The organism is Leifsonia soli (assembly GCF_013408745.1).
In the GTDB taxonomy this organism is placed as follows: Bacteria; Actinomycetota; Actinomycetes; order Actinomycetales; family Microbacteriaceae; genus Leifsonia; species Leifsonia soli.
In genome coordinates this window covers 1,416,854-1,438,714 of record NZ_JACCBJ010000001.1, presented here as the reverse complement: position 1 = coordinate 1,438,714, position 21,861 = coordinate 1,416,854, and the positions used below count along the sequence as shown (strand labels likewise).

The following is a 21,861-nucleotide window of genomic DNA, read 5'->3' as shown; positions in this document are numbered from 1 at the left end:
CGTCCGCCCGATCCACCGAGGAGTACCTGTGACCGAGCGTCAGATCCGCCTGTTCGGCGACCCCGTGCTGAAGACCCCGTCCGATCCGATCGGCGAGATCGACGACGGCGTGCGCGGGCTGGTCGAAGACCTGGTGGACAGCGTCCTCCCGCCGGGCCGCGCGGGCGTCGCCGCCCCGCAGATCGGCGTCAACGAGCGTGCGTTCAGCTACAACGTCGACGGAACGGTGGGCTACGTCATCAACCCGGTCCTCGTCGAGGTGTCGGGGGAGCCGGAGCTGATGGACGAGGGCTGCCTCTCGGTGCCCGGCCTGTGGTTCAAGACGCTCCGCTATCCCTTCGCCCGCGTGAAGGGCATCGACCTCGACGGCAACGAGATCGAGGTCTCGGGCACGGGCGTGCTCGCGCAGGCGCTGCAGCACGAGACCGACCACCTCGACGGCACGCTCTACCTGGACCGGCTCGACAAGGAGAGCCGCCGCGAGGCGATGAAGCAGGTCCGCGAGTCGGACTGGTTCTGACGCTGCCGCGCGCGCGGCGCTCAATAGACTGGCCGTATGCGAATCGCGGTCACCGGAGGATCGGGCAAGCTCGGACGCACTGTCGTGCGCGAGCTGCGGAAGTCGGGGGACGTCGTCGTCTCCCTGGATGCGGCGGGGGAGCGCGGTCCCGGCTTCGTCCGGGTCGACCTCACCGACTACGGGCAGACGGTGGATGCGATCTTCGGTGTCAACGACGAGCACGACGGCTTCGACGCGATCGTGCACCTGGCGGCCGTCCCGGCGCCGGGCATCCTGACCGATGTGGCCACGTTCCACAACAACATCCGGGTCACCTACAACGTGTTCCAGGCCGCGCGCCGGGCCGGCATCCGTAATGTCGTGTACGCATCGAGCGAGACCGTCCTGGGCCTGCCGTTCGACGTGCCGCCGCCGTACATCCCCGTCGATGAGGACTACCCCGCGCGGCCGGAGAGCACCTACTCCCTGGTGAAGCACCTCGAGGAGCAGATGGCGATCGAGCTGGTGCGCTGGGATCCCGCGCTGAAGATCGTGGCGCTGCGCTTCTCCAACGTGATGGATCCGGAGGACTACGCCGCGTTCCCCGCGTTCGACGACGACCCGTGGGCGCGCAAGTGGAACCTGTGGGGCTACATCGACGCCCGCGACGGCGCCCAGGCCATTCGCCGGGCGCTGGAGTGGGACACGACCGGGTTCGACCGGTTCATCATCGCCGCCGCCGACACCGTGATGAGCCGCCCCAACGACGAGCTCGTCGCCGAGGTGTTCCCCGGCGTGCCGCTGAAGCGCGAGCTGGGCGTCAACGACACGCTGCTGTCGATCGACAAGGCGCGCCGCATCCTCGGCTACGCGCCCGAGCACTCCTGGCGCGACGAGGTCTGAGACTTCGCTCCCTCCCTCGCGATTCGTGCCGAAACCTCGAGATTCGTCACGAACCGCGCGCATTCGTGACGAATCAGCCGCAGCATGCACTGCGGGAGACGGTTGTGGATGGACGACTTCTCCACAGATTCGGCCGCTCGGCCTTGCGACACCCGGCCTGACGAGACGATGAAGCATGCGAGGCAATCGAACGCTGACTGCGTCGGCGACCACACGCGTGGCACGGCACCCCGATCCGCTGCGCCCTTTCCACGGGGTTCGCGTCGCGATCGCGCCGAGCAGCGTCCGTTCACTCTGTCATGCCTATCTTCCACTTCTGCCGGAAGGGGCCTTCTTCAGCCATCAGACCGCGGCCGAGTTGCTGGGCGTTCCGCTTCCCGCCGACGTCACGGACGGAGCGCTGCACGTCTCGGTATCCTTCCCGCGCACGCCGCCGCGCGGCCGGGGCGTGATCGGGCACAGTCTGGGAGTACTCTCCGGTGAGTCGGTCGACGGGCTGCCCGTCTGCTCACCGGAGCTCGTGTGGTGCCAGCTGTCGACGGTGCTCGGCGCACTGGACCTCGTCGCGGCCGGAGATCATCTGGTGGGCGCGCGCTCGCGTGACGCTCAGACGGATGTCGGTGCCCTCAGCGATGCAGTCGATCAGTGCAGCGGCACGAAGGGCGCACGTGCACGAGCGTGGGCGCTCCCGCGCATCCGTGTCGGCGCCGACTCACGGCCAGAGACGCTCCTTCGACTGCTGCTGGAAGAGCTCGGATTCTGCGACCTCGAAGTCAACAGCCCGGTCGTCGTCGACAGCGGCAGACTGACCCTTCATCCGGACCTCAGCATCCGCGAGCGGCGGATCGCGTTCGAGTACGAGGGTGACGGCCACCGGGAGCGACGGCAATGGGGCGTCGACATCAGACGTCACGAGCACTTCGAAGCCGAAGGGTGGCGGATCGTCCGTGTCACCGCGGACGATCTCTTCCACAATCGTGACGCCCTGGTCTCTCGTCTCGCGCGATTCGTGACGAATGACGCCCGTTCGGCACGAACGAGCGCGATTCGTGACGAATCGTGAAGGGGAAGGGGGGCGTCAGTGGGCGAGCGAGAAGCCCTCGGTGCGGGGGTTGTCGCTGTAGATGCCGTCGATCACGTCGGCGAAGTCGGCGAGGATGACGTTCCGCTTGATGCTCATCTTCGGCGTGAGGTGGCCGCTCGCCTCACTCAGCTCCGTCGCGAGCACCACGAACTTGCGGACGCTCTCGGCCCGCGAGACGCCCGCGTTCGCGTGGTCGATGGCGCGCTGGATCTCAGCGTGGACCGCCGGGTTGACCGAGGCTTCGGCGAGGGTCATGTCCTTGTCCTCGCCGTTGTTGGCGAGCCAGGTCGGCAGCATCTCCGTGTCGAGCGTGATGAGCGCGGAGATGAACGGCTTCTGGTCGCCGACGACGATCACCTGGCTCACCAGCGGGTTCGACCGGATCGGGTCCTCGAGCGCTGCGGGCGAGACGTTCTTGCCGCCGGCGGTGACGATGATCTCCTTCTTGCGGCCCGTGATGGTGAGGAATCCGTCGTCATCGAACGCGCCGAGGTCGCCGGTGCGGAACCAGCCGTCGTCGAACGCGGCCGCGGTCGCCTCCGGGTTCTTCCAGTACTCCTTGAAGACGTTGATGCCGCGCACCTCGATCTCGCCGTCGTCCGCGAGACGCAGGTCGACGCCGGGCAGCGCCGGGCCGACCGTGCCGATGCGGAAGGAGTCCGGCCTGTTCACGGTGGCGGGCGCCGTGGTCTCGGTGAGACCGTATCCCTCGAGGACCTTGATTCCCAGGCTGTGATAGAAGTGGCCGAGGTGCGACCCCAGCGGGGCGGAGCCGGACACGGCGAACTTCACGCGGCCGCCCATCGCGGCGCGGAGCTTGGAGTAGACCAGGCGGTCGTACAGCGCGAACTTGAGCTTCAGCCCGAAGGGCACCGAACCGGCCTCGACGGCCTTCGAGTGCTCGACGGCGACCTCGGCGGCGGCGCGGAAGATCTTGCCGCGGCCCGCGGACTCCGCCTTCTGCTCCGCCGAGTTGTAGACCTTCTCGAAGACCCGCGGCACGGCCAGCAGGAACGTGGGCTTGAAGCTGCCCAGCGCGGGCAGCAGCTGCTTGGTGTCGGCCTGGTGGCCGACCTTCACACCGCCGGTGACGCAGAGAACGGCGATGAAGCGCGCGAAGACGTGCGCGGTGGTGATGAAGAGCAGAGTGGATGCGCCGCCCGGCTGCTGCACGACCTGCTTGAGCGCCTCGGCCGAGTTGCGCGAGAGCTCGACGAAGTTCGAGTGGGTGAGGACGCATCCCTTCGGCCGTCCGGTCGAGCCGGAGGTGTAGATCAGCGTGCCGATGTCGGAACCCTTGGCGATGCGGCGGCGACGCTCGATCTCCTCGTCGGGCACGCCGACGCCCGCGGCGGCCAGCTTGTCCAGGTCGCCGAGGTGCAGCTGCCAGACGGTGCGGATGTCGGGGAGCTCCGGGTGCACCTCGTCGAAGCGCGCGTGCATCTCGGCGTTCTCGAGGAACACCGCGATGGCGCCGGAGTCGGACATGTTCCACTGGATCTGGGTGGGGGAGGACGTCTCGTAGATCGGCACCAGCACGGCCCCGGCGAACCAGACGGCGAAGTCGATCAGCGTCCACTCGTACCGCGTCTTCGACATCAGCCCGATCTTGTCGCCGGGCTGGATGCCTGCGGCCACCAGGCCTTTCGCGAGAGCGATCACCTGGCGGTGGAACTCTGCGGTCGTGATGTCGCGCCATCCGTCGCCGTCGGGCAGGCTGAACAGCGGCTGGTCCGGCGTCTGCGCCACGCGGTCCACGAGCAGGTCGGTGGCGTTGGCGTCCGGGTCTGCTGGGACGATCGCGGGGGTCAGGATCTCTTTCACGGTAGCTCCCTCGGTACCGGCGGGCGGGCGTTCGGCCGAATGGCTGGGGGCGATTCGGTTGATTACACTCTAGATGGTCCCGCTGCGGCTCGCCCGAGACCCGGCCCGACCGCCCCTCCCTCTGACCATCCCTCCAGGAAGGCCCCCACGTGCACGCCATCGGCATCGACATCGGAGGGACCAAGATCGCAGGAGCCCTCGTCGACGAGCTCGGAACGATCGTCCGGGAGGACCGCGTCCCCACCGACGCGACGCGTCCGGAGGAGATCGAGAACGCCGTCGTCGCGATGATCGAGCGCCTCAGCGACGGGCCGGAGGAGATCGCCGGCGCCGGAGTGGCTGCGGCGGGATTCATCGACGCGGCGCAGTCGACCGTGTACTACGCGCCCAACATCAACTGGCGCCACGAGCCCTTCCGGGAGAAGCTCGAGGAGCGCCTCGACATCCCGGTCATCATCGAGAACGACGCGAACGCGGCCGGCTGGGCCGAGTTCCGGTACGGCGCGGGCCGCCTCGTCTCCGACATGGTGGTCCTCACCATCGGCACAGGCGTCGGCGGGGCGATCGTCAGCAACGACCGGCTGTTCCGCGGCGGGTTCGGCGCCGGAGCCGAGATCGGGCACATGCGGGTCGTCCCCGGCGGCCTGCCCTGCGGCTGCGGCGCGCACGGCTGCATCGAGCAGTACGGATCGGGCCGCGCGCTGCAGCGCATGGCGAACGAGCTGGCGGACGCCGGCGGCATCGGCCAGGGCCTCGCGGACGTGCGCTCGAGGACCGGCGCGCTGACTGGAACGGACATCAGCGCACTGATCACCGAGGGCGACCCGGGCGCCCTCGCAGCGCTTCGGCAGCTGGGCGACTGGCTCGGGCAGGCCTGCGCGAGCCTCGGAGCCATCCTCGACCCTCAGCTGTTCGTCTTCGGCGGCGGTGTCGCGCAGGCCGGCGAACTGCTGCTGGAGCCCATCCGCCTGGCGTACCTGGAGAACCTGCCCGCCCGCGGCTTCCATCCGGAGCCCGAGTTCGCGATCGCGGAGCTGGTGAACGACGCCGGCGTGGTGGGCGCGGCCGATCTGGCACGACTGCACGCATCCTCGCTCTAGGCGCACCGCGGGGATAGGCTTCGGTTCGATGTTCTACTGGCTGATGAAGTACGTGATCGCGGGGCCGCTGCTGCGCGGGATCTTCCGGCCGTGGGTGGTCGGGCTCGAGAACATCCCTGCCGACGGGCCGGTGATCCTGGCGAGCAATCATCTGTCGTTCATCGACTCGATCTTCCTGCCGCTCGAGGTCGACCGGCACGTGTCGTTCCTCGCGAAGAGCGACTACTTCACCCGCAGGGGACTGAAGGGATGGGCGACAAAGGCGTTCATGAACGCGACCGGCCAGCTGCCCATCGACCGCTCCGGCGGCAAGGCCTCGGAGGCGTCGCTCAACACCGGGCTCGCCGTGCTGGCCCGCGGCGAGATCCTCGGCATCTATCCGGAGGGCACGCGCAGTCCCGACGGCAAGCTCTACCGTGGGCGGACGGGCGTCGCGCGGATGATCCTGGAGGCCGGCGTCCCCGTCGTGCCCGTCGCGATGGTCGACACCGCCCGGATCATGCCGATCGGCCGGCGCTTGCCGAAGATCGGGCGCATCGGGATCATCGTGGGGGAGCCCCTGGACTTCTCGCGGTTCGACGGGATGGAAGGCGACCGCTTCATCCTGCGCTCGGTCACCGACGAGATCATGTACGAACTGCAGCGCCTGGGCGACCAGGAGTACGTCGACGTGTACGCCAGCACGGTCAAGGAGAAGCGGGCGACGCTGTCACAGTAGGACGGCCCCCACGGCTTTCGCGATAGGCTCGGATATCCCATCCATCCCTTGAGTGAGCGGAAGACCAGTGCTACAGACCACAGAGCCCGTCGTGCGACCTGACGAGTCCGTGATCGAGGGCCTGGAGTATTGGCGCACGCTCCCGATCAAGCAGCAGCCGGCCTGGCCGGACCCGGAGGCCGCGGCCGCCGCGTCCGCTGAGATCGCCACCCTCCCGCCGCTGGTGTTCGCCGGCGAGGTCGACCAGCTCCGGACCCGGCTGGCCCGGGCCGCCGAGGGCGAGGCGTTCCTCCTGCAGGGCGGCGACTGCGCCGAGACCTTCGCCGGGGCGACAGCGGATGCGATCCGCAACCGCGTCAAGACCGTGCTGCAGATGGCCGTCGTCTTGACCTACGGCGCCTCGGTGCCCGTCATCAAGATGGGCCGCATGGCGGGGCAGTTCGCCAAGCCGCGCTCCAGCGATACGGAGACGCGCAACGGCGTCACCCTCCCCGCCTACCGCGGCGACATCGTCAACGGCTACGACTTCACGCCGGAGTCGCGCGAGGCCGACCCCAGCCGCCTGGTGAAGGGGTACCACACCGCCGCCTCCACGCTGAACCTCATCCGCGCGTTCACGCAGGGTGGTTTCGCCGACCTGCGCCAGGTGCACAGCTGGAACCGCGGCTTCGCCGCCAACCCGGCGAATCAGCGCTACGAGGGTCTCGCCCGCGAGATCGACCGCGCCATCAAGTTCATGGAGGCGGCCGGTGCCGACTTCGACGAGTTGAAGCGCGTGGAATTCTACTCCAGCCACGAGGCGTTGCTCATGGACTACGAGCGCCCGATGACGCGCATCGACTCCCGGACGGGCACGCCGTACAACACGTCGGCGCACTTCGTCTGGATCGGCGAGCGGACGCGCGACATCGACGGAGCGCACGTCGACTTCCTGTCGCGGGTGCGCAACCCGATCGGCGTGAAGCTGGGCCCGTCCACCTCCCGCGACGACATGCTGCGCCTGATCGACAAGCTGGACCCGGAGCGCGAGCCCGGCCGTCTGACGTTCATCACACGCATGGGCGCCGGCACGATCCGCGATGCGCTTCCTCCACTGCTCGAGGCCATCAAGCGGTCAGACGCGAAGCCGCTGTGGGTCACCGATCCGATGCACGGCAACGGTCTGACGACGCCGACCGGCTACAAGACGCGCCGGTTCGACGACGTCGTGGACGAGGTCAAGGGCTTCTTCGAGGCGCACCGCGCCGTCGGCACGAACCCGGGCGGCATCCACGTGGAGCTCACCGGCGACGACGTGACCGAGTGCCTCGGCGGCTCCGAGCACATCGACGAGGCGACGCTGGCGACGCGCTACGAGTCCCTCTGCGACCCGCGGCTCAACCACATGCAGTCGCTCGAGCTGGCATTCCTGGTGGCCGAGGAGCTCTCGGCCGGCTGAGGCGCCTGACACGGGGAGACGCCTGACGCGAGGGGAGGCGCCGTCCGCCGCGCGGCGGACGGCGCCTCCTTCCGCGATCCATCAGATGCCGCTGCGGAGCGCCGTCGCCGGTTCGATCCGCGCGGCGCGGCGGGCCGGATACATCCCGGCCACGAGGCCGATCGCGGTGCCGAGAGCCGGGGCCGCAATCGCCACCCACCCGTCCATCGCGGGCGCCCACTGCTGGGTCGCCGCAATGACGACCACCGCGACGACGCCGAGGGCGGTGCCGGCGAGTCCGCCGATCACGCCGATGATGCCCGTCTCGACCATGAACTGCGACCCGATGTCGCGGGAGGTCGCCCCGAGCGCGCGGCGCAGGCCGATCTCGCCCGTGCGTTCCTTCACGGAGAGGATCGTGACGTTGACGATGCCGAGCGCACCGGCCAGGAGCGAGATGATGCCGAGGAGGAGGAAGGCGACATTGGTGTCGGAGCGGGCCTGCGCCGCACGTTCCGAGCCGCTGACGACCTGGGGCCGGAAGCTGTCCGGCGCGTTCGGCGACAGCGCGATCGGGACCTGGTGCTCGATCAGCGGGCCGAGCCCGCGCTTCACCCGGAGGTGCAGTTCGTCTCCAACGGGCGCCTCGAAGTCGTGACGTGCGGTGGAGTCCGGGATGAGCACCGCCGACAGCAGATCCGTGCGCTGCTCGGTGCGGTCGAGGATGCCGATGACGGTGTACGCGAGCGTTCCGATGAAGACGGTGGGCTGACCGTCCACGCGTGACACGCCGAGCTCTGCCGCGGCGTCCTTCCCGAGCACGGCCACGCGGTCGGCGCGGCCGCGGTGCCCGGTGTCGAAGGTGCGGCCGGTCGCGATGTGCGCGCCGACCGCATCCAGGAGGCCGGGACTCGCGGAGAACACGATGGGCGGGAGGGTCTGCGCCGCGGACGGGTCGTTCACCGGGACGGTGGTGATGGCGGCGTCGGCAGTGGGCACCTCGGCGATGAGGCCGGCGGCCTCGACGCCGTGGAGGCCTGCCGCCCGGCGGTCGGCATCGGACGGGAAGGCGGTGACCGGTCGGGATGCGCCCGAACTGTCGCGGGTCTTCTCCGGCTCGACGAGGAAGTGGGTCGCCTGCGTCGGGTCGAGCTGCCGGGCGAGTTCGGCGTTGGTCGTCTGGGCGAGCCCGTAGGTGACCACGAGCGAGCCGATGCCGAGGACGGTGCCGACCGTGGTGAGCAGAAGGCGCCCCGGGCGTCCGCCGAGGCTCCTGACTGCCTCCGCCGCGAGATCCTGGGCCGTGAAGCGGTCCGGGTCGGCGGGCCGCCGGGGCCTCGCGAAGAGGCGGCGGATGAGGGCGGGCGGCTTCATCGCTCCTCCACCGTGCCGTCCTCCACCGTGCCGTCCTCCACCGTGCCGTCGACGATGCGGATGACGCGGCGCGCGCGCTTCGCGACCGCTGCGTCGTGCGTGATGATGACGACGGCCATCCCGTCGGCGTTCAGCTCCTCGAAGAGGTCCATCACCTGCCCCGAGGTGTTCTGGTCGAGGTTGCCGGTGGGCTCATCGGCGAGCAGGAGCTTGGGGGACGTCATCGTCGCGCGGGCGACGGCGACCCGCTGTCGCTCGCCGCCCGAGAGGGTCAGCGGTGTGTGGTCGACGCGGTGGCCGAGCCCGACGCGCTCGATCGCAGTCCTGGCCAGGTCGACGCGCTCGGCCCGCGCCACGCCGCTGTACAGCGTCGAGAGCAGGACGTTCTCCAGCACCGTCCGTTCGGGGATCAGATGGAACGACTGGAAGACGAAGCCGATGCTGCGTGCGCGCAACCGGGCACGCTCCTCGTCGGCGAGCCCGGTCGTCGGGACCCCGTTGAACCGGTACTCGCCGGTCGTCGGACGGTCGAGCAGCCCCAGCAGGTTGAGCAGGGTCGACTTGCCCGACCCACTCGGCCCGACGATGGACGCGTAGCCTCCCTGCTCCACCGCCAGATCGGTCGGGTGCAGCACTTCGACGGCAGGCGGCCCCGGGAAGATCTTGGTGACGGCGTCGAGGCCGAGGAGCACGTCGTTCACCGGCCGACCACCACCCGGTCGCCTGCGGCGATCTTCCCGCTGATCTCGACGAGGCCGTCGGCCGCGAGGCCGGTCTTCACCGTGACCACGCGGGTGGCGTCGCCTTTCGCCACCTCGACCCGGCTCTCGCCTCCCGGCCCCGCTGTGAGGGCGGCGGCCGGCACGACCAGGACCTTCCCCGCCGTCGCCTTCACCGGGATGATGACGCGCACGTTCTGCCCGCGCAGCTGCTCGACCTGCTTCGGGGTGGGCGAGATGAGCGCGAGTGCGACGTCCCACGACCGGCCGGACTTCTTCTCCTCGCCCTCGTCGGCCTTCCGCGGCTTCACGTTCGTGACGGTGGCCGCCAGCTCGGAGCCGTCGGGGAGTTCGATGGACGCGGCCAGCCCGCTCTTCAGCAGCTCGGCGTCGGCGGCGGTGGCGCGAGCCGTGATCGCCAGGGTCGCTCCCGATACGGTCATGGCGGCGCCTTCGAGGATCTTCCCGCGGGCGGTGCGCACCTCGTCGACCCGGCGCGGGAGCGTCGGCAGGAATTGGACTTCGTTGGCCGGCAGCGGGGTCAGGGCCTCCTCGTTCGCCTTCGCGAGGTCCTCCTGCGCCGCGGCGAGGGCTTTTCGAGCGTCGCCAACGGCCCCGGACTCGGCGCTGGTGTCCGGCGCGGAGAGGCCGACCGAGAGTTGCGTCTGCGCGAGTCGGAGCGCGTCCTCGGCGCGGGCGATCGCCGAGCCGTCGCCGCCCGAGCGGGCCGTGGCCAGCTCGCGTTCGGCATCCCTCACGGCGTTCTCGAGCTCCACGCGCCTCGCGGCGTCGGCTCCCTTGCTCGCCGCGGCGAGTTCGCGCTGTGCGCTCGCGAGCGCTTTCTCGGCGCCGGCGACCGCTTCCTGCGCGCCCTCGACGGCGGACTTCGCCTCCGCCTTGACGGCCGGCGGGGCGTAGCCGACCCGCTGGTACAGGGCGACGACGGCGTTCGCCGTCGCGGCGTCGTAGACATCGGACGCGCCCGGGTCGATCCCCACGGCACGGAGCGCCTCCTTCAGTTGGGCGACATCCGGCCCCTTCTGTCCGGCACGCAGCGTGCGGTAGGCGGGAAGCGCCCCGGGGAGGACGATCACCGGGCGCCCCGCGACCTCCAGCGCCACGCTGAGCGCGTCGAGCGTCGCGCCGACCTCGGGGACCGTTCCCGTCACGACGGCGGGCCCCTCCAGGTCGCCGGCGGCGACTTTCACCTCGACGGCATCGTCGAACGCGGCGTCTCCGCGCAGTTTCACCGTGTTGGAGAGCACCCTCGACTCGACGGGGACGGTGATCGGACCGCCCTTCCCCGGTGTCTCGGCGGCGTCGGCCGACGAGAGCAGGGCGCCGCCGGCGTACCCGGCTGCGAGGCAGACGACGGAGGCGCCGGCCACGAGCCACAACAGCCGATTGCCTCGCAGCACGCGCGACCAGCCGGATGCTGCCGGTGTGCTCTGGCCGTCTGTCCCGGCCGGGGCGGCAGCGGAGTCGTCGCCCGGGATGAGGTCGTCGATCCCGACCTCATCCACCGGCCGGCGGTCGGCGCGTCGACGGATCCGCATCATCATTTCTTGTCGCCGTAGGCGTCGACCAGCTCGTCCAGCTCGGCTTTGTGCTCCCGCACGAACTTCTCCTCGAGTTCGAACTGCACGGCGAGCTTCGCGTTCTCGTAGCCCGTCTTCGCGTCGCAGCGGAAGTCGGCCAGGGCGACCTTGATCTCCAGGTCGCGGAACTCCTTGATGTCGGCGGCCGACGGCTCGGACGGCTGACCGTCCCCGGTCGCGTCACCCGGGGCGTCGTAGAGGGCACTCATCTTCTCCGACACGTGATTCATGGCATCCGCCTTCGTGTCCATCTCGGAGTACCCGGCGTCGGCCATGCAGTCCGACCAGTTCGCCGCGGCCTTCTTGACGGCGGGCGACTTCTCGACCTTCTCGAAGAGAGCGGAGGCGGAGTCGAGAAGTTTCTTGTACTTCTCGTCCTCCCAGAAGGAGGTCTTCGTCACCGAGCGGTACGCCTCGTTCAGGCACCCCGTGGCGGTCGTGCCGCCTTCGGCCTCGGTGCCGCCGTCGGCGTCGGCGTCGTCGGCCCCGGCCTCCGTCGCCGGGCCGTAGAGCGCTTCGTAGTAGGCGGTCTGCTGGGTGTCGGACAGCGAATCCACGTAGTCCTGGTTGGGGTCGTCCTTCTCGGAATTGAGTCCGCGGGAGAAGCCGTAGCCGTTCTTGGAGACCCAGTCCTCGCTCTTCTCACTGTCCGGGCCGCCGACGGTGATGGTGGACGCCGCGCTGTCGGACGGCTTGTACTCGAACCCCTCGTCCGTCATGCACTGGGCGGCGGCCTTCTGGACCGCGCGCTCCTGCTTTCGGAGCGCCTCCTTGTCGTCCAGCCCGCCCAGCGGCCCGAGGATCTTGTACAACGGGCTGTCCTTCGCGTCGAGCGAGGACGAGGTTGCGTCGCCGGCGCAGCCGGTCAGCGCTGCAGATGTGACGGCGAGGACGGCGAGCGAGGCGGCGAAGCCGACGCGGCGAATGCGGCGGGGGTGGGTCATGTCTGTCGATTCCTTTGTCTCGGAGGCGGGGCGGCCGGGCGGCCGACCCGCTTCCGTCGATTCCAGCGGAGCGACGCAGTGGCTGTCGTCGCCTCCGTGGATGATAGGACTCATCCCTTGGTACGAGATATGGAAAAGCAGAGTGTTAACAACTAATATTTGAGCAAGGCGAACGGTCTACGCGGGAAACGACGGCGCCGATCAAGCGGCGGAAGGAAGCGGAGGCGCGCTGAACGCGGCGGCCGGTCAGAACCCGGCGAAGTTGACCGTGATGGTCGAACCCTTGGGTGCCTGGGTGTTGGCCGCCGGCGACACCTTCGAGACGACGAACGCACTCGGTGCGACGTCGGCGATCGCGCTGTACTTGAGAGTGAATCCGGCGTCGGTGAGCGCCTTTTTGGCGTCGCTCCAGTTCTTCCCCACCACGTCCGGGATGGTGACGGGCTCCGGGCCCTTCGACGTCTCCAGGAGGAGCGTGTCGCCGGGCCGGACGGGCTCGTGCTGCGGCTGGGCGGAGATGACGTCGCCCTCCTTGACCGTGTCGCTGTAACTCTGCGGGCCCGCGGAGGTGAGGAGCTTGACCTTGCCGAGGATCGCGGAGGCGTCCTCCACCGACTTGCCTGCGACATCCGGGATGGGGCCGACCGACACGACGAGATTCACCGCCGCGGCCTCGAAGTAGTCGCCGCCGCCGGAGATGTCCGCTCCGGTGTCGGCACGGGTGGCCGAGATCACGGTGTTCGCCGGAACCTTCGCGTCGAACTGCTCGGCGACCGTTCCGACCTTGGCCCCGACGCCGGTGATCGCGCTCTTCGCCGTGTCGAGCGTCGTGCCGGCGAGCGGTGGGATGGTCACCGGCTTGGGCCCCTGCGACACCCGGAGCGTCACCGTGCTTCCGCGTCCGGCCGGGACACCGGCGTGCGGGTCGGTGCTCGACACCTTCCCCGCTGCGACGGTCGTGCTGTACTCCGGAGTCTGAGCGGTCTTGAAGCCGAGCTTCTGCAGCTGCGAGGCCGCGGCGTCCGGCGCCGTGTTCACGACATTCGGGACCGCGACCAGTGAGCCGGGACCCGCGCCGAAGTACCATCCCGTTCCGGCCGCGACGCCCGTGAGCACGAGCACGAGGGCGAACAGCCACCAGCCCTTCGAGCGCCGCTTGGCGGCGGCCGCCGTCAGCGTGGTCGCCGCGGCGGGGGTGTTCGACGCCACCTGCTGGCGGATCGCCGGGTTGATGATCTGGGTGTCGCCCTCGTCGATCTCGTACGCGGGAGGCAGGACCATTGTCGGCTGCAGGACGGCTTCGCCCCGGAGCGCCTTCTCGGCCTCCAGCAGCCGGTCGAGCATCTCGCGCGCGTCGCGCGGCCGGCGGTCCGGATCCTTCTCGGTCGCCCAGAGGACGAGCTCGTCGAGTTCGGCGGGAACGGCCGGGTTCTTGCTGCTCGGCGCCGGGACGGCGTCGTTGGCGTGCTGGTAGGCGATCTGCATCGGCTGCTCGCCCTGGAAGGGCTGCTGGCCGGTGAGCATCTCGTACATCATGATGCCGAGCGCGTAGATGTCGCTGCGGGCGTCGGCGACGCCGCGGGTGACCAGCTCGGGGGAGAGGTAGGCGATCGTCCCGAGCAGCGCCTGGCCGGTGGCGGTGTTGGCGCTGGCCGCCCGGGCGAGCCCGAAGTCGCCGATCTTGATGCGGCCGTCGTCGGCCAGCAGGACGTTCTCCGGCTTGAGGTCGCGGTGGACGATGCCCGCCTTGTGCGCGGCCGCCAGCCCGGAGAGCACCGCCTCCATGATGTCGATCGTCTGCTCGGGGGTGAGCTTGCCGTAGTCCTTCAGCAAATCGCGCAGGGTGATGCCGGGCAGGTACTCCATGACCAGGTAGGCCATGTCGGAGTCCTGGCCCTGGTCGAAGACGTTGACGACATTGGGATGCGCCAGCCGCGCGGCGGAGCGCGCCTCCTGCACGAAGCGGCTCTTGAACGTGGAGTCGTCGGCGAGGTGGCCGTGCATGATCTTGATGGCGACCCGGCGCTCCAGGCGCAGATCGGTCGCGAGATAGACCGTCGCCATGCCGCCACGGGCGATCCGCGAGCGCACCTGATACCGGCCGTCGATGAGACGTCCGATCATCGGGTCGGTCTGGCTCGTGGTCACGGATCGAGTCTAGGGAACGAGCCGTGATCGAACCCTGCAAAACACCGGTGGACGCCGTGGCTGTGATCGGGCTGTGACATTCCGGCTCAGCCGAGCTGGGCCAGCCAGGTGCGCGCGGACGTCTCCCACTTGGCGTAGGCGTCGGGGAACGCCGAGATCTGCACGGCCTGCGCAGCCTGGGTGACGCTCATGCCCATCCACCCGGGGATGTCGAGGAGGCCGCGGGTGCGACCCGCGTTGGGATTGCCCGCCCCGCCGTAGAAGGCGAGGGTCGCCCTGGTCGGGTCGAGCACCTGCTCCGGCGTGCCCCACCCGGTGCTCGGCCGCTGCTGGAACAGCCCGAGGGAGTCGCGGTCGCCGTAGCGGACATTGCGGAGGCCGGATTCCTGCGCCGCCGCCGCGAGAGCGACGACGATGCCCTGGTCCGGAACGCCCTGCCGGCGGCCGACGGCGATGATGAGCTGCGCGTTCGCGCGCATCTCGTCGGTGAGAGCGACGACCTGCCCGGCGGACGCGGTGGGCAGCGGTGCGGGAGCGGCGACCGGTGCGGGAGCCGCGACCGGCGCGGCCGTGGGCGTGTCGAGCGCCGCTGCGGTCATTCCGGGGATGTGGATCTGCTGCCCGGGGAAGATCAGGCTGGAGCTGCTCAGGCCGTTGGCGGCGAGCACCGCGCGCGTGGTGACGCCGAATCGGCCGGCGATGCCGCTGATGGTGTCGCCGCGCACGACCGAGTACACCGTGGTCGCGGGGGCGGCCGGTGCCGCGGGGGCCGGGGCCGCCGGAGCGGGGGCCGCGACCGCTCCCGCCTGCGCCAGGGCGAGGACCTGGCCGGGGAAGATCAGGCTCTTCCAGCTCAGGCCGTTCATGGCGAGCACAGCGGCGGTGGAGAGCCCGAATCGCGCGGCGATCCCCGAGACCGTGTCGCCCGACTGCACGCGATAGGTGGCGGGGGCGTCGGCGACGGCGGTGCGCGGAGCGGACGTGAAGGAGGAGGCGGCCGGCGTCATGCCGATGGTGCTGCCGAGGGCGGCGCGTTCGAGGGGGCTGACCTCGCCGGTGTCGCCCGCGCGATCGGTCGCGCGGTCCTCCCGCGGCGCCGCCTGTGCGGGGGTGACGAGGTTCAGGGTCACGGCGAGCGAACTCGCCACCGCGATCGGCACGGTTCCCAGGATGCCGCGCGACCTGCCGGTGTCTGCCAGAGCCATGTGACCCCCCTCTTCGAGTGACACGTTGCCCATCACGCTGACACAGAAGAAGAAAGGAGTCAACAGGAGTGACGGATGTGAAACGGGTTTACATGATCGTAACAATTACCCCGGCTTCTCGCCGGGTGGTGATCCGTGGCACGCTGGTGGGGTGACCGAGCACGTCCAGACCACCGAGTGGTTGACCGTACCCGACCTCGTCGAGCTGATGGGACTGAGCGTGAGCCGCGTCCGTCGGCTCATCGAGGACCGCCACCTGGGAGCCAAGCGCGTCGACGGCGTGCTCAAGGTGCCCGCGTCCTTCCTGAAGGACGGGCAGCCGCTAGGCGAGCTCCGGGGCACGTTGATCGTCCTGGCGGACGACGGCTTCAGCGACGAGGAGTCCGTCGACTGGCTGCTCGCCGAGGAGGAGAGCCTGGGCACGTCGCCCATCGAGGCTCTGCGCGCCGGCCGCAAGGCCGAGGTGCGCCGCGTGGCCCAAGCGCTGGCCTGAATCGGCCGAAGCCGGCAGCTCGGGCTCAGGCGCTCCGACGCGTGACAGCGACCGCGAGGTCGCGGAGCTGGCCCGTGGCGGCTGCCCCGAGCGGCGCAGCATCGAGCGCCTCGATGGCGCGCGCCACGTTCTGGGCGATCATGCGCTCCACCGTATCGACGGCCCCGGACTCGCGGATGGTCAGCTGCATCGTCCGGATCTGCTCCGGCGTCAGCTCGGGGTCGCCGAGCAGCTCGTCCAGTGCGGCCCGCGCGCCGGAGGGGATGGCCTGACGCGTCAGCGCGATCAGGACCGTCCTCTTGCCCTCGCGGAGGTCGTCGCCGCTGGGCTTGCCCGTCACGTCGGCGTCTCCGAAGACGCCGAGCAGGTCGTCGCGCAGCTGGTACGCGATGCCGAGCGGGAGACCGAACGCCCGGAGCGCTTCCAGCTGCCCGACGGTGGCGCCGGCCAGGCTCGCGCCGATCAGCAGCGGGGATTCGATGGAGTACTTGGCCGACTTGTAGACGATGACCCGCTCCGCGCGCTCCAGCTGCTCGGAGTCGGGGCGGCCGGACCAGCCGATCTCCTCGAAGATGTCGAGGTACTGGCCGGCGGTGACGTCCAGCCGCATGCGGTTGAACTCCGCGCGCGTCGCGCGGCGTGCGGGTGCGCTCACCAGCTGCGTCAGGCCCTCGTCGAACAGTTCGTCGCTGAGGATGAGCAGCAGATCGCCCAGGAGGGTGGCGGCGCCGGTGCCGAACATCGCGCCGGAGCCGCCCCATCCCTCGGACGCGTGGAGGTGCTCGAAGCGCTTGTGCGCAGCGGGCTTGCCGCGGCGGGTGTCGGAGTTGTCGATCAGGTCGTCGTGGACGAGCGCGGCGGCGTGGAACAGCTCGAGTGCACTGGCGACCGAGACGACGGCGTCGAGCGCGCCGCCGGCCGTCACGGGCCCGGTCTCGCCGCCGTCGTCGCCCGCGTCGTCGGCGGTGCGGACGGCCTGCCATCCCCAGAAGCAGAACAGCGCACGGAAGCGCTTGCCGCCGCTGAGAAATTCCCTTGAGAACGCCGCTACCGGAGAGAGCTCGTCGGCGATGGAGACGAGAATGGAGGCACGCGCATCGAAGAATCCATCGATTCTTGACTGGATGAGGTCGACGAATCGGATGCTTTCAGACACACGCCTAGCCTAGCCAGACACGTGAGGTCTAGAATCGACCTCACTGAAGCCTCGAACCCGCGAGAAAGAGGGGGAATCGGATGCCGCTTTCGGAACATGAGCAGCGCCTCCTCGAAGAGATGGAACGCAGTCTCTATCAGAACGACGCAGATTTCGTCGCGAAGGTCGGGGGCAAGCGGGCACGTCCCGCCTACCGGTCGATCGTCCTCGGCATCCTGCTCGCCGTCGTCGGTGTCGGCGTCCTGATCGCCGGGGTCTACTACCGTCAGCCGATCGTCGGCATCCTGGGCTTCGTCGTGATGTTCGCGGGCGTCCTCGTCTCCATCGCCCCGGGCAAGCGCGTCGCCGTCGAGCCCGGAGCCGCCGAGCCGAAGAAGGCGAAGGCGCGCGGCGGCCAGACGGGCTTCATGGACCGCATGAACGACCGCTGGGACAAGCGCAACGACGGCGGCGAGGGCTAACCCTCCACTCCGCTCCACCCGTTCTTCATCGAAGGGCCGATCGTCTGATCGGCCCTTTTTCGTGCTCCCGGGACGTCCCCGGCGCTCCACTTTCCTCCACCCAAGAATTCCGCGTGATTTCAGGGCACGGCGTCCCCATTTCGGGGCAATATGGCCGAAATGGGCGACTTTGTGGATGGAAGTGGAGTAAAGTGGAGTCACACCGCAACCTGGGCCGGGAGAGTGGGGGTGGCAGCCGATGTTCCTCGGTACGCATGCCCCCAAGCTGGACGAGAAGGGGCGCATCATCCTGCCGGCGAAATTCCGGGATGAGCTCGCGTCCGGCCTCGTCCTGACCCGCGGCCAGGAGCACTGCGTCTACGTCTTCTCTCAGCGCGAGTTCGAATCGCTCCACGAGAAGATCCGCCAGGCGCCGGTGACGAGCAAGCAGGCCCGTGACTACCTGCGCGTCTTCCTCTCGGGGGCGAGCGCGGAGGTCCCGGACAAGCAGAACCGGGTGACCATCCCGTCCGCGCTGCGCACGTACGCGGGACTCGATCGCGACCTGGTCGTGATCGGCGCGGGCAGCCGCGCGGAGATCTGGGACGCCCAGGCCTGGGAGAAGTACCTGGCCGAGCAGGAGGCAGCGTTCGCGAACACGGAGGAGGAGGTGATCCCGGGACTCTTCTGACCCCGCGTCCCTGGCGCCGGACTCCCAGCCATACGCCCTGACACCACTTCCCCGGTGTCAGGTCGGAATGGATGGGGATCCGGATCCAGGGGCAGGCGGCCCGTCCCGAACGACCATGACCGAATCCGACGACACCTCCCGCATCCACACCCCGGTCCTCCTGGAGCGCTGCATCGAACTGCTCGGTCCCGCGCTGACCAGGCCGGGCGCCGTCTTCGCCGACGCGACCCTCGGGATGGGCGGCCACTCCGCCGGCATCCTGGAGCGTTTCCCCGATGTCACGCTGGTCGGACTCGACCGCGACCCCGAGGCGCTGGCGATCGCGGGGGAGCGGCTCGAGCGCTTCGGCGACCGCGTCCACCTCGTCCACACCGTCTACGACGGCATCCGCGAGGCCATCGAAGGGCTCGGATTCGAGGCGGTCGACGGTGTGCTGTTCGACCTCGGCGTCTCCTCCCTCCAGCTCGACCGCGTCGAGCGCGGCTTCTCGTACTCGAAGGACGCACCGCTCGACATGCGGATGGACGGCACGAGCGAGCTCACCGCGGCGACCGTTCTCGCGGAGTACTCCGAGGCCGACCTCCGCCGTATCTTCCGCGACTACGGCGAGGAGAAGCTGGCGGGGCGCTACGCCTCGCGCATCGTGGAGTCGCGCGAGCGCGAGCCGTTGGTGCGCTCCGGTCAGCTGGTCGACCTGATCATCAAGGCGACGCCCGCGGCGCTGCAGCGACAGGGGCATCCCGCCAAGCGCGTGTTCCAGGCCCTGCGGATCGAGGTCAATCAGGAGCTCGCGGTGCTGCAGCGTGCGATCCCGGCTGCCATCGACTCCCTCGCCGTCGGCGGCCGCATCGTCGTGGAGGCGTATCAGTCGCTCGAGGACCGCATCGTCAAGCGGGAACTCCAGGCGCGGTCCACATCGAGCGCTCCCGCAGGACTTCCCGTCGAGCTGCCCGAGCACCGGCCGGAGCTGAAGCTCCTGATCCGCGGCGCCGAGCTGGCCGACGACGACGAGAAGGCCGCCAACCCGAGGGCCACCCCGGTGCGCCTGCGGGCGGCCGAACGGGTGCGACCGGCGAGCGGCGCATCCACCGGCAAGGACGAGACGAGGAGGCGTTCGTGAGCGGCAATCTGGCAGAAGCGGTCCCGGTCACCGGGCGCAGGCGCCCTGCGGCCCTGTGGCGGGGCGGCGCCCTCCCCGCCCCGGTGGAGGAGCAGAAGCGCACCCACCTGGAGGTCGTCCCGACCCGGTCGCAGCGACGCGCTCGTCCCCGGGCACTGTATGCGGGCATCGCCGTCGCGACCCTGCTCGGCGTCGTCGTGGCGCAGCTGCTCCTCAGCATCGGCCTGTCCCAGGGCGCCTACCAGCTGCAGACCCTGGAGTCGAAGCAGACCGAGCTGCAGCGTTCGTACCAGGCGGTCTCGGAGGACCTCAACCGCGTGGCTTCGCCGCAGAACCTGGCCGCGAACGCGAACGCCCTCGGCATGGTCAGCAACAGCAACCCGGCCTACCTGCGCCTGTCCGACGGGGCGGTGCTCGGTGCGCCGCTCCCGGCCAGCGGGGCGGCGGGGACCGTCACCGGGACGCAGGGCAACCTGGTGCCGAATGCGCTCCTCGCGGGCGTCTCGCTGGTGACGCAGCCGCAGCAGCCGGTGAATCCGTCCACAACGGCGGGGCAGGCTGGGAATTCCACAACTCCGGGTGGGGCTACCGCCTCGGGTGCCACTCCGACCGTACCGTTGCAGGGAGCGTTGCCGACCCCGGTGACGCACTGACGACGGGACGGATGCGGGGCATGGTCAGCAAGAAGATGCTGCGGCGGCGGACCGCCGTGACGGTCCTCGCCGTCGCGGCGACCGTCGGCATCCTGGGCGCCAAGCTGGTCGACATCCAGGTCGTGCGGGCGGATGCCCTGCAGCGGCAGTCGGTGACGGCGAAAGAGGTCTCGACCCCGCTGCTCGGCAACCGCGGCGACATCGTCGACAGCGACGGAACGGTGCTGGCCACCACGATCTACACCTACACGGCGGCGGCCTCCCCGAAGGATGCGATCGCCGGCGGCCGGGACAAGATGGTCGAGGCCGCCGCGAAGATCGGGGCGATCACCGGTCAGGGCGGCGACGCGGTCGTCGCCCTCATCGATGCGGCGCTCAAGGCCGACCCGAAGTCGCAGTACGTACTCATCAAGTCCGGAATGGACGTCGGAACGTTCGACAAGCTCGACAAGCTGCCGTACCCCTGGCTCACCTTCACCAAGAAGCAGGCTCGCAGCTACCCGAACGGCGCGGTCGCCGGCAACCTGCTCGGCTACCTGTCGCAGGGCGGCGACGCCGGGCTCGAGGCCAGCGAGAACGGCTGCCTGGCCGGCGAGAACGGCGAGGAGACGTACCAGCGCGGCGCCGACGGGGTGGCCATCCCCGGCAGCACGGTCGTGCAGAAGCCCGCGAAGGACGGCGGCACCCTCAAGCTGACCATCGATTCGGATCTGCAGTGGTTCGCCCAGCAGACGCTAGCCCAGCAGGTCGCCGCGACCGGGTCCAAGTTCGGCTTCGTGACGGTGGCCGAGGCGAAGACCGGGAAGATCAAGGCGATCGCGCAGGTGCCGTCGCTCGACCCCAACAACATCGACGCGACCGATCCGTCCTTCTGGCGTCTGCAGCCCCTCACCGACCCGCGGGAGCCCGGCTCCACCTTCAAGGCGCTGACCGCAGCGATGCTGATCGACCAGGGGAAGGCGACGCCGACGTCCCAGGTGCTCGCGCCGTACTCGTGGCAGTCCGGCAACGGGGCCGATCTGCACGACTCGGGATACCACGCCCCGCTCCGGCTCACGCTGACCGGAGTGCTCATGATGTCGTCCAACACCGGGATGTCGCAGCTGGGCCGCGCACTGAGCGACCAGACGCGATACGACTATCTGAAGAAGTTCGGGATCGGCGACCCGACCGGGCTTCCGTACCCGGACGAGTCCTCGGGCGAACTCCACCCCGTGAAGGACTGGGACGACCAGACCAAGTACGCGACGATGTTCGGTCAGGGTGTCTCGGCCACCCAGCTGCAGATGGTCGGCGCGTACCAGGCGCTCGCCAACGGCGGCACCCGCATCCCGCTGTCGCTGGTCGAAGGCTGCCAGCACCCGGACGGCTCGGTGACGGACATCCCGAACACCAAGCCCACGCCGGTCGTGTCCGCGCAGGCGGCCGCGACGACGCTCGGGATGCTGGAGTCCGTCGTCACCGACGGCGAGCTCAAGAAGCAGCTCCAGATCCCCGGCTACCGCATCGCCGCGAAGACCGGAACGGCCCAGCAGCCGGACGGCAAGGGCGGCTACCTGCCCTCGTACTACGTGTCCGTGATGGGCGTCGCGCCGGTCGACGATCCCCAGTACGTCGTTTCGGTCAACCTCGGGTTCCCGACTACCATTACTTCGTCGGCAGCCGCCGCTCCGCTGTTCCACACGATCATGAGTCAGGTGCTGAAGACCTACCGGGTGAAGCCTTCGACGTCCAGCCCGGCGGACTATCCGCCCTACTACTAGACAGCACAACGG

General features: G+C 69.7%; 20 protein-coding genes. 12 read left to right on the top strand and 8 right to left on the bottom strand.

All coding sequences use genetic code 11. From position 1 onward, the window contains the following. Window positions 1–28: 28 nt before the first annotated feature. The 3 genes from def (at window position 29) to BJ963_RS06950 (ending at window position 2,465) form a co-directional block, all read left to right on the top strand. Entirely contained in the window at window positions 29–520 is a 492-nt protein-coding gene (def, locus tag BJ963_RS06960; protein ID WP_179455521.1) for a peptide deformylase, read from the top strand. 36 nt (window positions 521–556) lie between these two features. Then, on the top strand, window positions 557–1,402 hold the full coding sequence (locus BJ963_RS06955; RefSeq protein WP_089909997.1) for an NAD-dependent epimerase/dehydratase family protein: 846 nt from the start codon (window positions 557–559) through the stop codon (window positions 1,400–1,402). A gap of 175 nt (window positions 1,403–1,577) precedes the next feature. Further along, on the top strand, window positions 1,578–2,465 hold the full coding sequence (locus BJ963_RS06950) for a PDDEXK family nuclease (protein WP_179455519.1): 888 nt from the start codon (window positions 1,578–1,580) through the stop codon (window positions 2,463–2,465). A 15-nt stretch (window positions 2,466–2,480) separates the two neighbouring features. Here BJ963_RS06950 and BJ963_RS06945 read toward each other — a convergent pair whose 3' ends face one another. Continuing rightward, window positions 2,481–4,310, bottom strand: coding sequence for an AMP-binding protein (locus tag BJ963_RS06945; protein ID WP_179455517.1), 1,830 nt, complete (start codon window positions 4,308–4,310; stop codon window positions 2,481–2,483). A gap of 149 nt (window positions 4,311–4,459) precedes the next feature. On the opposite strand from BJ963_RS06945, the gene BJ963_RS06940 reads away from it, so the two are divergent. From BJ963_RS06940 to BJ963_RS06930, 3 genes are all read left to right on the top strand, one after another. Then, window positions 4,460–5,410: an ROK family glucokinase gene (locus BJ963_RS06940; RefSeq protein ID WP_179455515.1), complete on the top strand. Its 951-nt coding sequence runs from the start codon at window positions 4,460–4,462 to the stop codon at window positions 5,408–5,410. Between the two features lie 28 nt (window positions 5,411–5,438). Beyond that, the gene (locus tag BJ963_RS06935; protein ID WP_089910011.1) at window positions 5,439–6,128 is read left to right on the top strand and encodes a lysophospholipid acyltransferase family protein; all 690 of its coding nucleotides are present in this window, start codon (window positions 5,439–5,441) and stop codon (window positions 6,126–6,128) included. Between the two features lie 109 nt (window positions 6,129–6,237). Continuing rightward, window positions 6,238–7,566: a class II 3-deoxy-7-phosphoheptulonate synthase gene (locus BJ963_RS06930; RefSeq protein ID WP_089910014.1), complete on the top strand. Its 1,329-nt coding sequence runs from the start codon at window positions 6,238–6,240 to the stop codon at window positions 7,564–7,566. A gap of 81 nt (window positions 7,567–7,647) precedes the next feature. Here the strand turns inward: BJ963_RS06930 and BJ963_RS06925 are convergent, their stop codons facing one another. The 6 genes from BJ963_RS06925 to BJ963_RS06900 all read right to left on the bottom strand — a co-directional run bounded on the left by BJ963_RS06925 (window position 7,648) and on the right by BJ963_RS06900 (window position 15,533). Continuing rightward, the gene (locus BJ963_RS06925; RefSeq protein ID WP_179455513.1) at window positions 7,648–8,919 is read right to left on the bottom strand and encodes an ABC transporter permease; all 1,272 of its coding nucleotides are present in this window, start codon (window positions 8,917–8,919) and stop codon (window positions 7,648–7,650) included. Continuing rightward, entirely contained in the window at window positions 8,916–9,620 is a 705-nt protein-coding gene (locus tag BJ963_RS06920; protein ID WP_179455512.1) for an ATP-binding cassette domain-containing protein, read from the bottom strand. Before BJ963_RS06920 ends, BJ963_RS06925 begins: the two co-directional genes overlap by 4 nt. Next, entirely contained in the window at window positions 9,617–11,194 is a 1,578-nt protein-coding gene (locus BJ963_RS06915) for a permuted SH3 domain-containing protein (RefSeq protein ID WP_246298003.1), read from the bottom strand. The genes BJ963_RS06920 and BJ963_RS06915 overlap by 4 nt, the downstream gene beginning before the upstream one ends. A 2-nt stretch (window positions 11,195–11,196) precedes the next feature. Next, on the bottom strand, window positions 11,197–12,180 hold the full coding sequence (locus BJ963_RS06910) for a hypothetical protein (RefSeq protein ID WP_179455510.1): 984 nt from the start codon (window positions 12,178–12,180) through the stop codon (window positions 11,197–11,199). A gap of 246 nt (window positions 12,181–12,426) precedes the next feature. Beyond that, window positions 12,427–14,328: a Stk1 family PASTA domain-containing Ser/Thr kinase gene (gene pknB, locus BJ963_RS06905; RefSeq protein WP_179455508.1), complete on the bottom strand. Its 1,902-nt coding sequence runs from the start codon at window positions 14,326–14,328 to the stop codon at window positions 12,427–12,429. Between the two features lie 86 nt (window positions 14,329–14,414). Then, window positions 14,415–15,533 carry a LysM peptidoglycan-binding domain-containing protein gene (locus tag BJ963_RS06900; protein ID WP_179455506.1) on the bottom strand — a complete coding sequence of 373 codons (1,119 nt, stop codon included), beginning with the start codon at window positions 15,531–15,533 and terminating at the stop codon, window positions 14,415–14,417. A gap of 151 nt (window positions 15,534–15,684) precedes the next feature. Here BJ963_RS06900 and BJ963_RS06895 point away from each other — a divergent pair, with 151 nt between their 5' ends. Beyond that, window positions 15,685–16,026, top strand: a complete 342-nt coding sequence (locus BJ963_RS06895; protein ID WP_179455504.1) for an Rv2175c family DNA-binding protein — start codon at window positions 15,685–15,687, stop codon at window positions 16,024–16,026. A gap of 25 nt (window positions 16,027–16,051) precedes the next feature. On the opposite strand, the gene BJ963_RS06890 is transcribed toward BJ963_RS06895, so the two are convergent. Further along, window positions 16,052–17,182: a polyprenyl synthetase family protein gene (locus BJ963_RS06890; protein ID WP_179455501.1), complete on the bottom strand. Its 1,131-nt coding sequence runs from the start codon at window positions 17,180–17,182 to the stop codon at window positions 16,052–16,054. A gap of 80 nt (window positions 17,183–17,262) precedes the next feature. Between BJ963_RS06890 and BJ963_RS06885 the strand changes: the two genes are divergently transcribed. From BJ963_RS06885 to BJ963_RS06865, 5 genes are all read left to right on the top strand, one after another. Beyond that, entirely contained in the window at window positions 17,263–17,643 is a 381-nt protein-coding gene (locus BJ963_RS06885; protein ID WP_089910035.1) for a DUF3040 domain-containing protein, read from the top strand. Window positions 17,644–17,881: 238 nt separating this feature from the next. Then, on the top strand, window positions 17,882–18,313 hold the full coding sequence (mraZ, locus tag BJ963_RS06880; RefSeq protein ID WP_179455499.1) for a division/cell wall cluster transcriptional repressor MraZ: 432 nt from the start codon (window positions 17,882–17,884) through the stop codon (window positions 18,311–18,313). Window positions 18,314–18,428: 115 nt separating this feature from the next. Next, window positions 18,429–19,433, top strand: a complete 1,005-nt coding sequence (gene rsmH / locus BJ963_RS06875; RefSeq protein WP_179455497.1) for a 16S rRNA (cytosine(1402)-N(4))-methyltransferase RsmH — start codon at window positions 18,429–18,431, stop codon at window positions 19,431–19,433. After that, window positions 19,430–20,086, top strand: coding sequence for a cell division protein FtsL (ftsL, locus tag BJ963_RS06870; protein WP_179455495.1), 657 nt, complete (start codon window positions 19,430–19,432; stop codon window positions 20,084–20,086). The genes rsmH and ftsL overlap by 4 nt, the downstream gene beginning before the upstream one ends. 20 nt (window positions 20,087–20,106) lie before the next feature. Continuing rightward, entirely contained in the window at window positions 20,107–21,849 is a 1,743-nt protein-coding gene (locus BJ963_RS06865; RefSeq protein ID WP_179455493.1) for a peptidoglycan D,D-transpeptidase FtsI family protein, read from the top strand. Window positions 21,850–21,861: the final 12 nt, after the last annotated feature.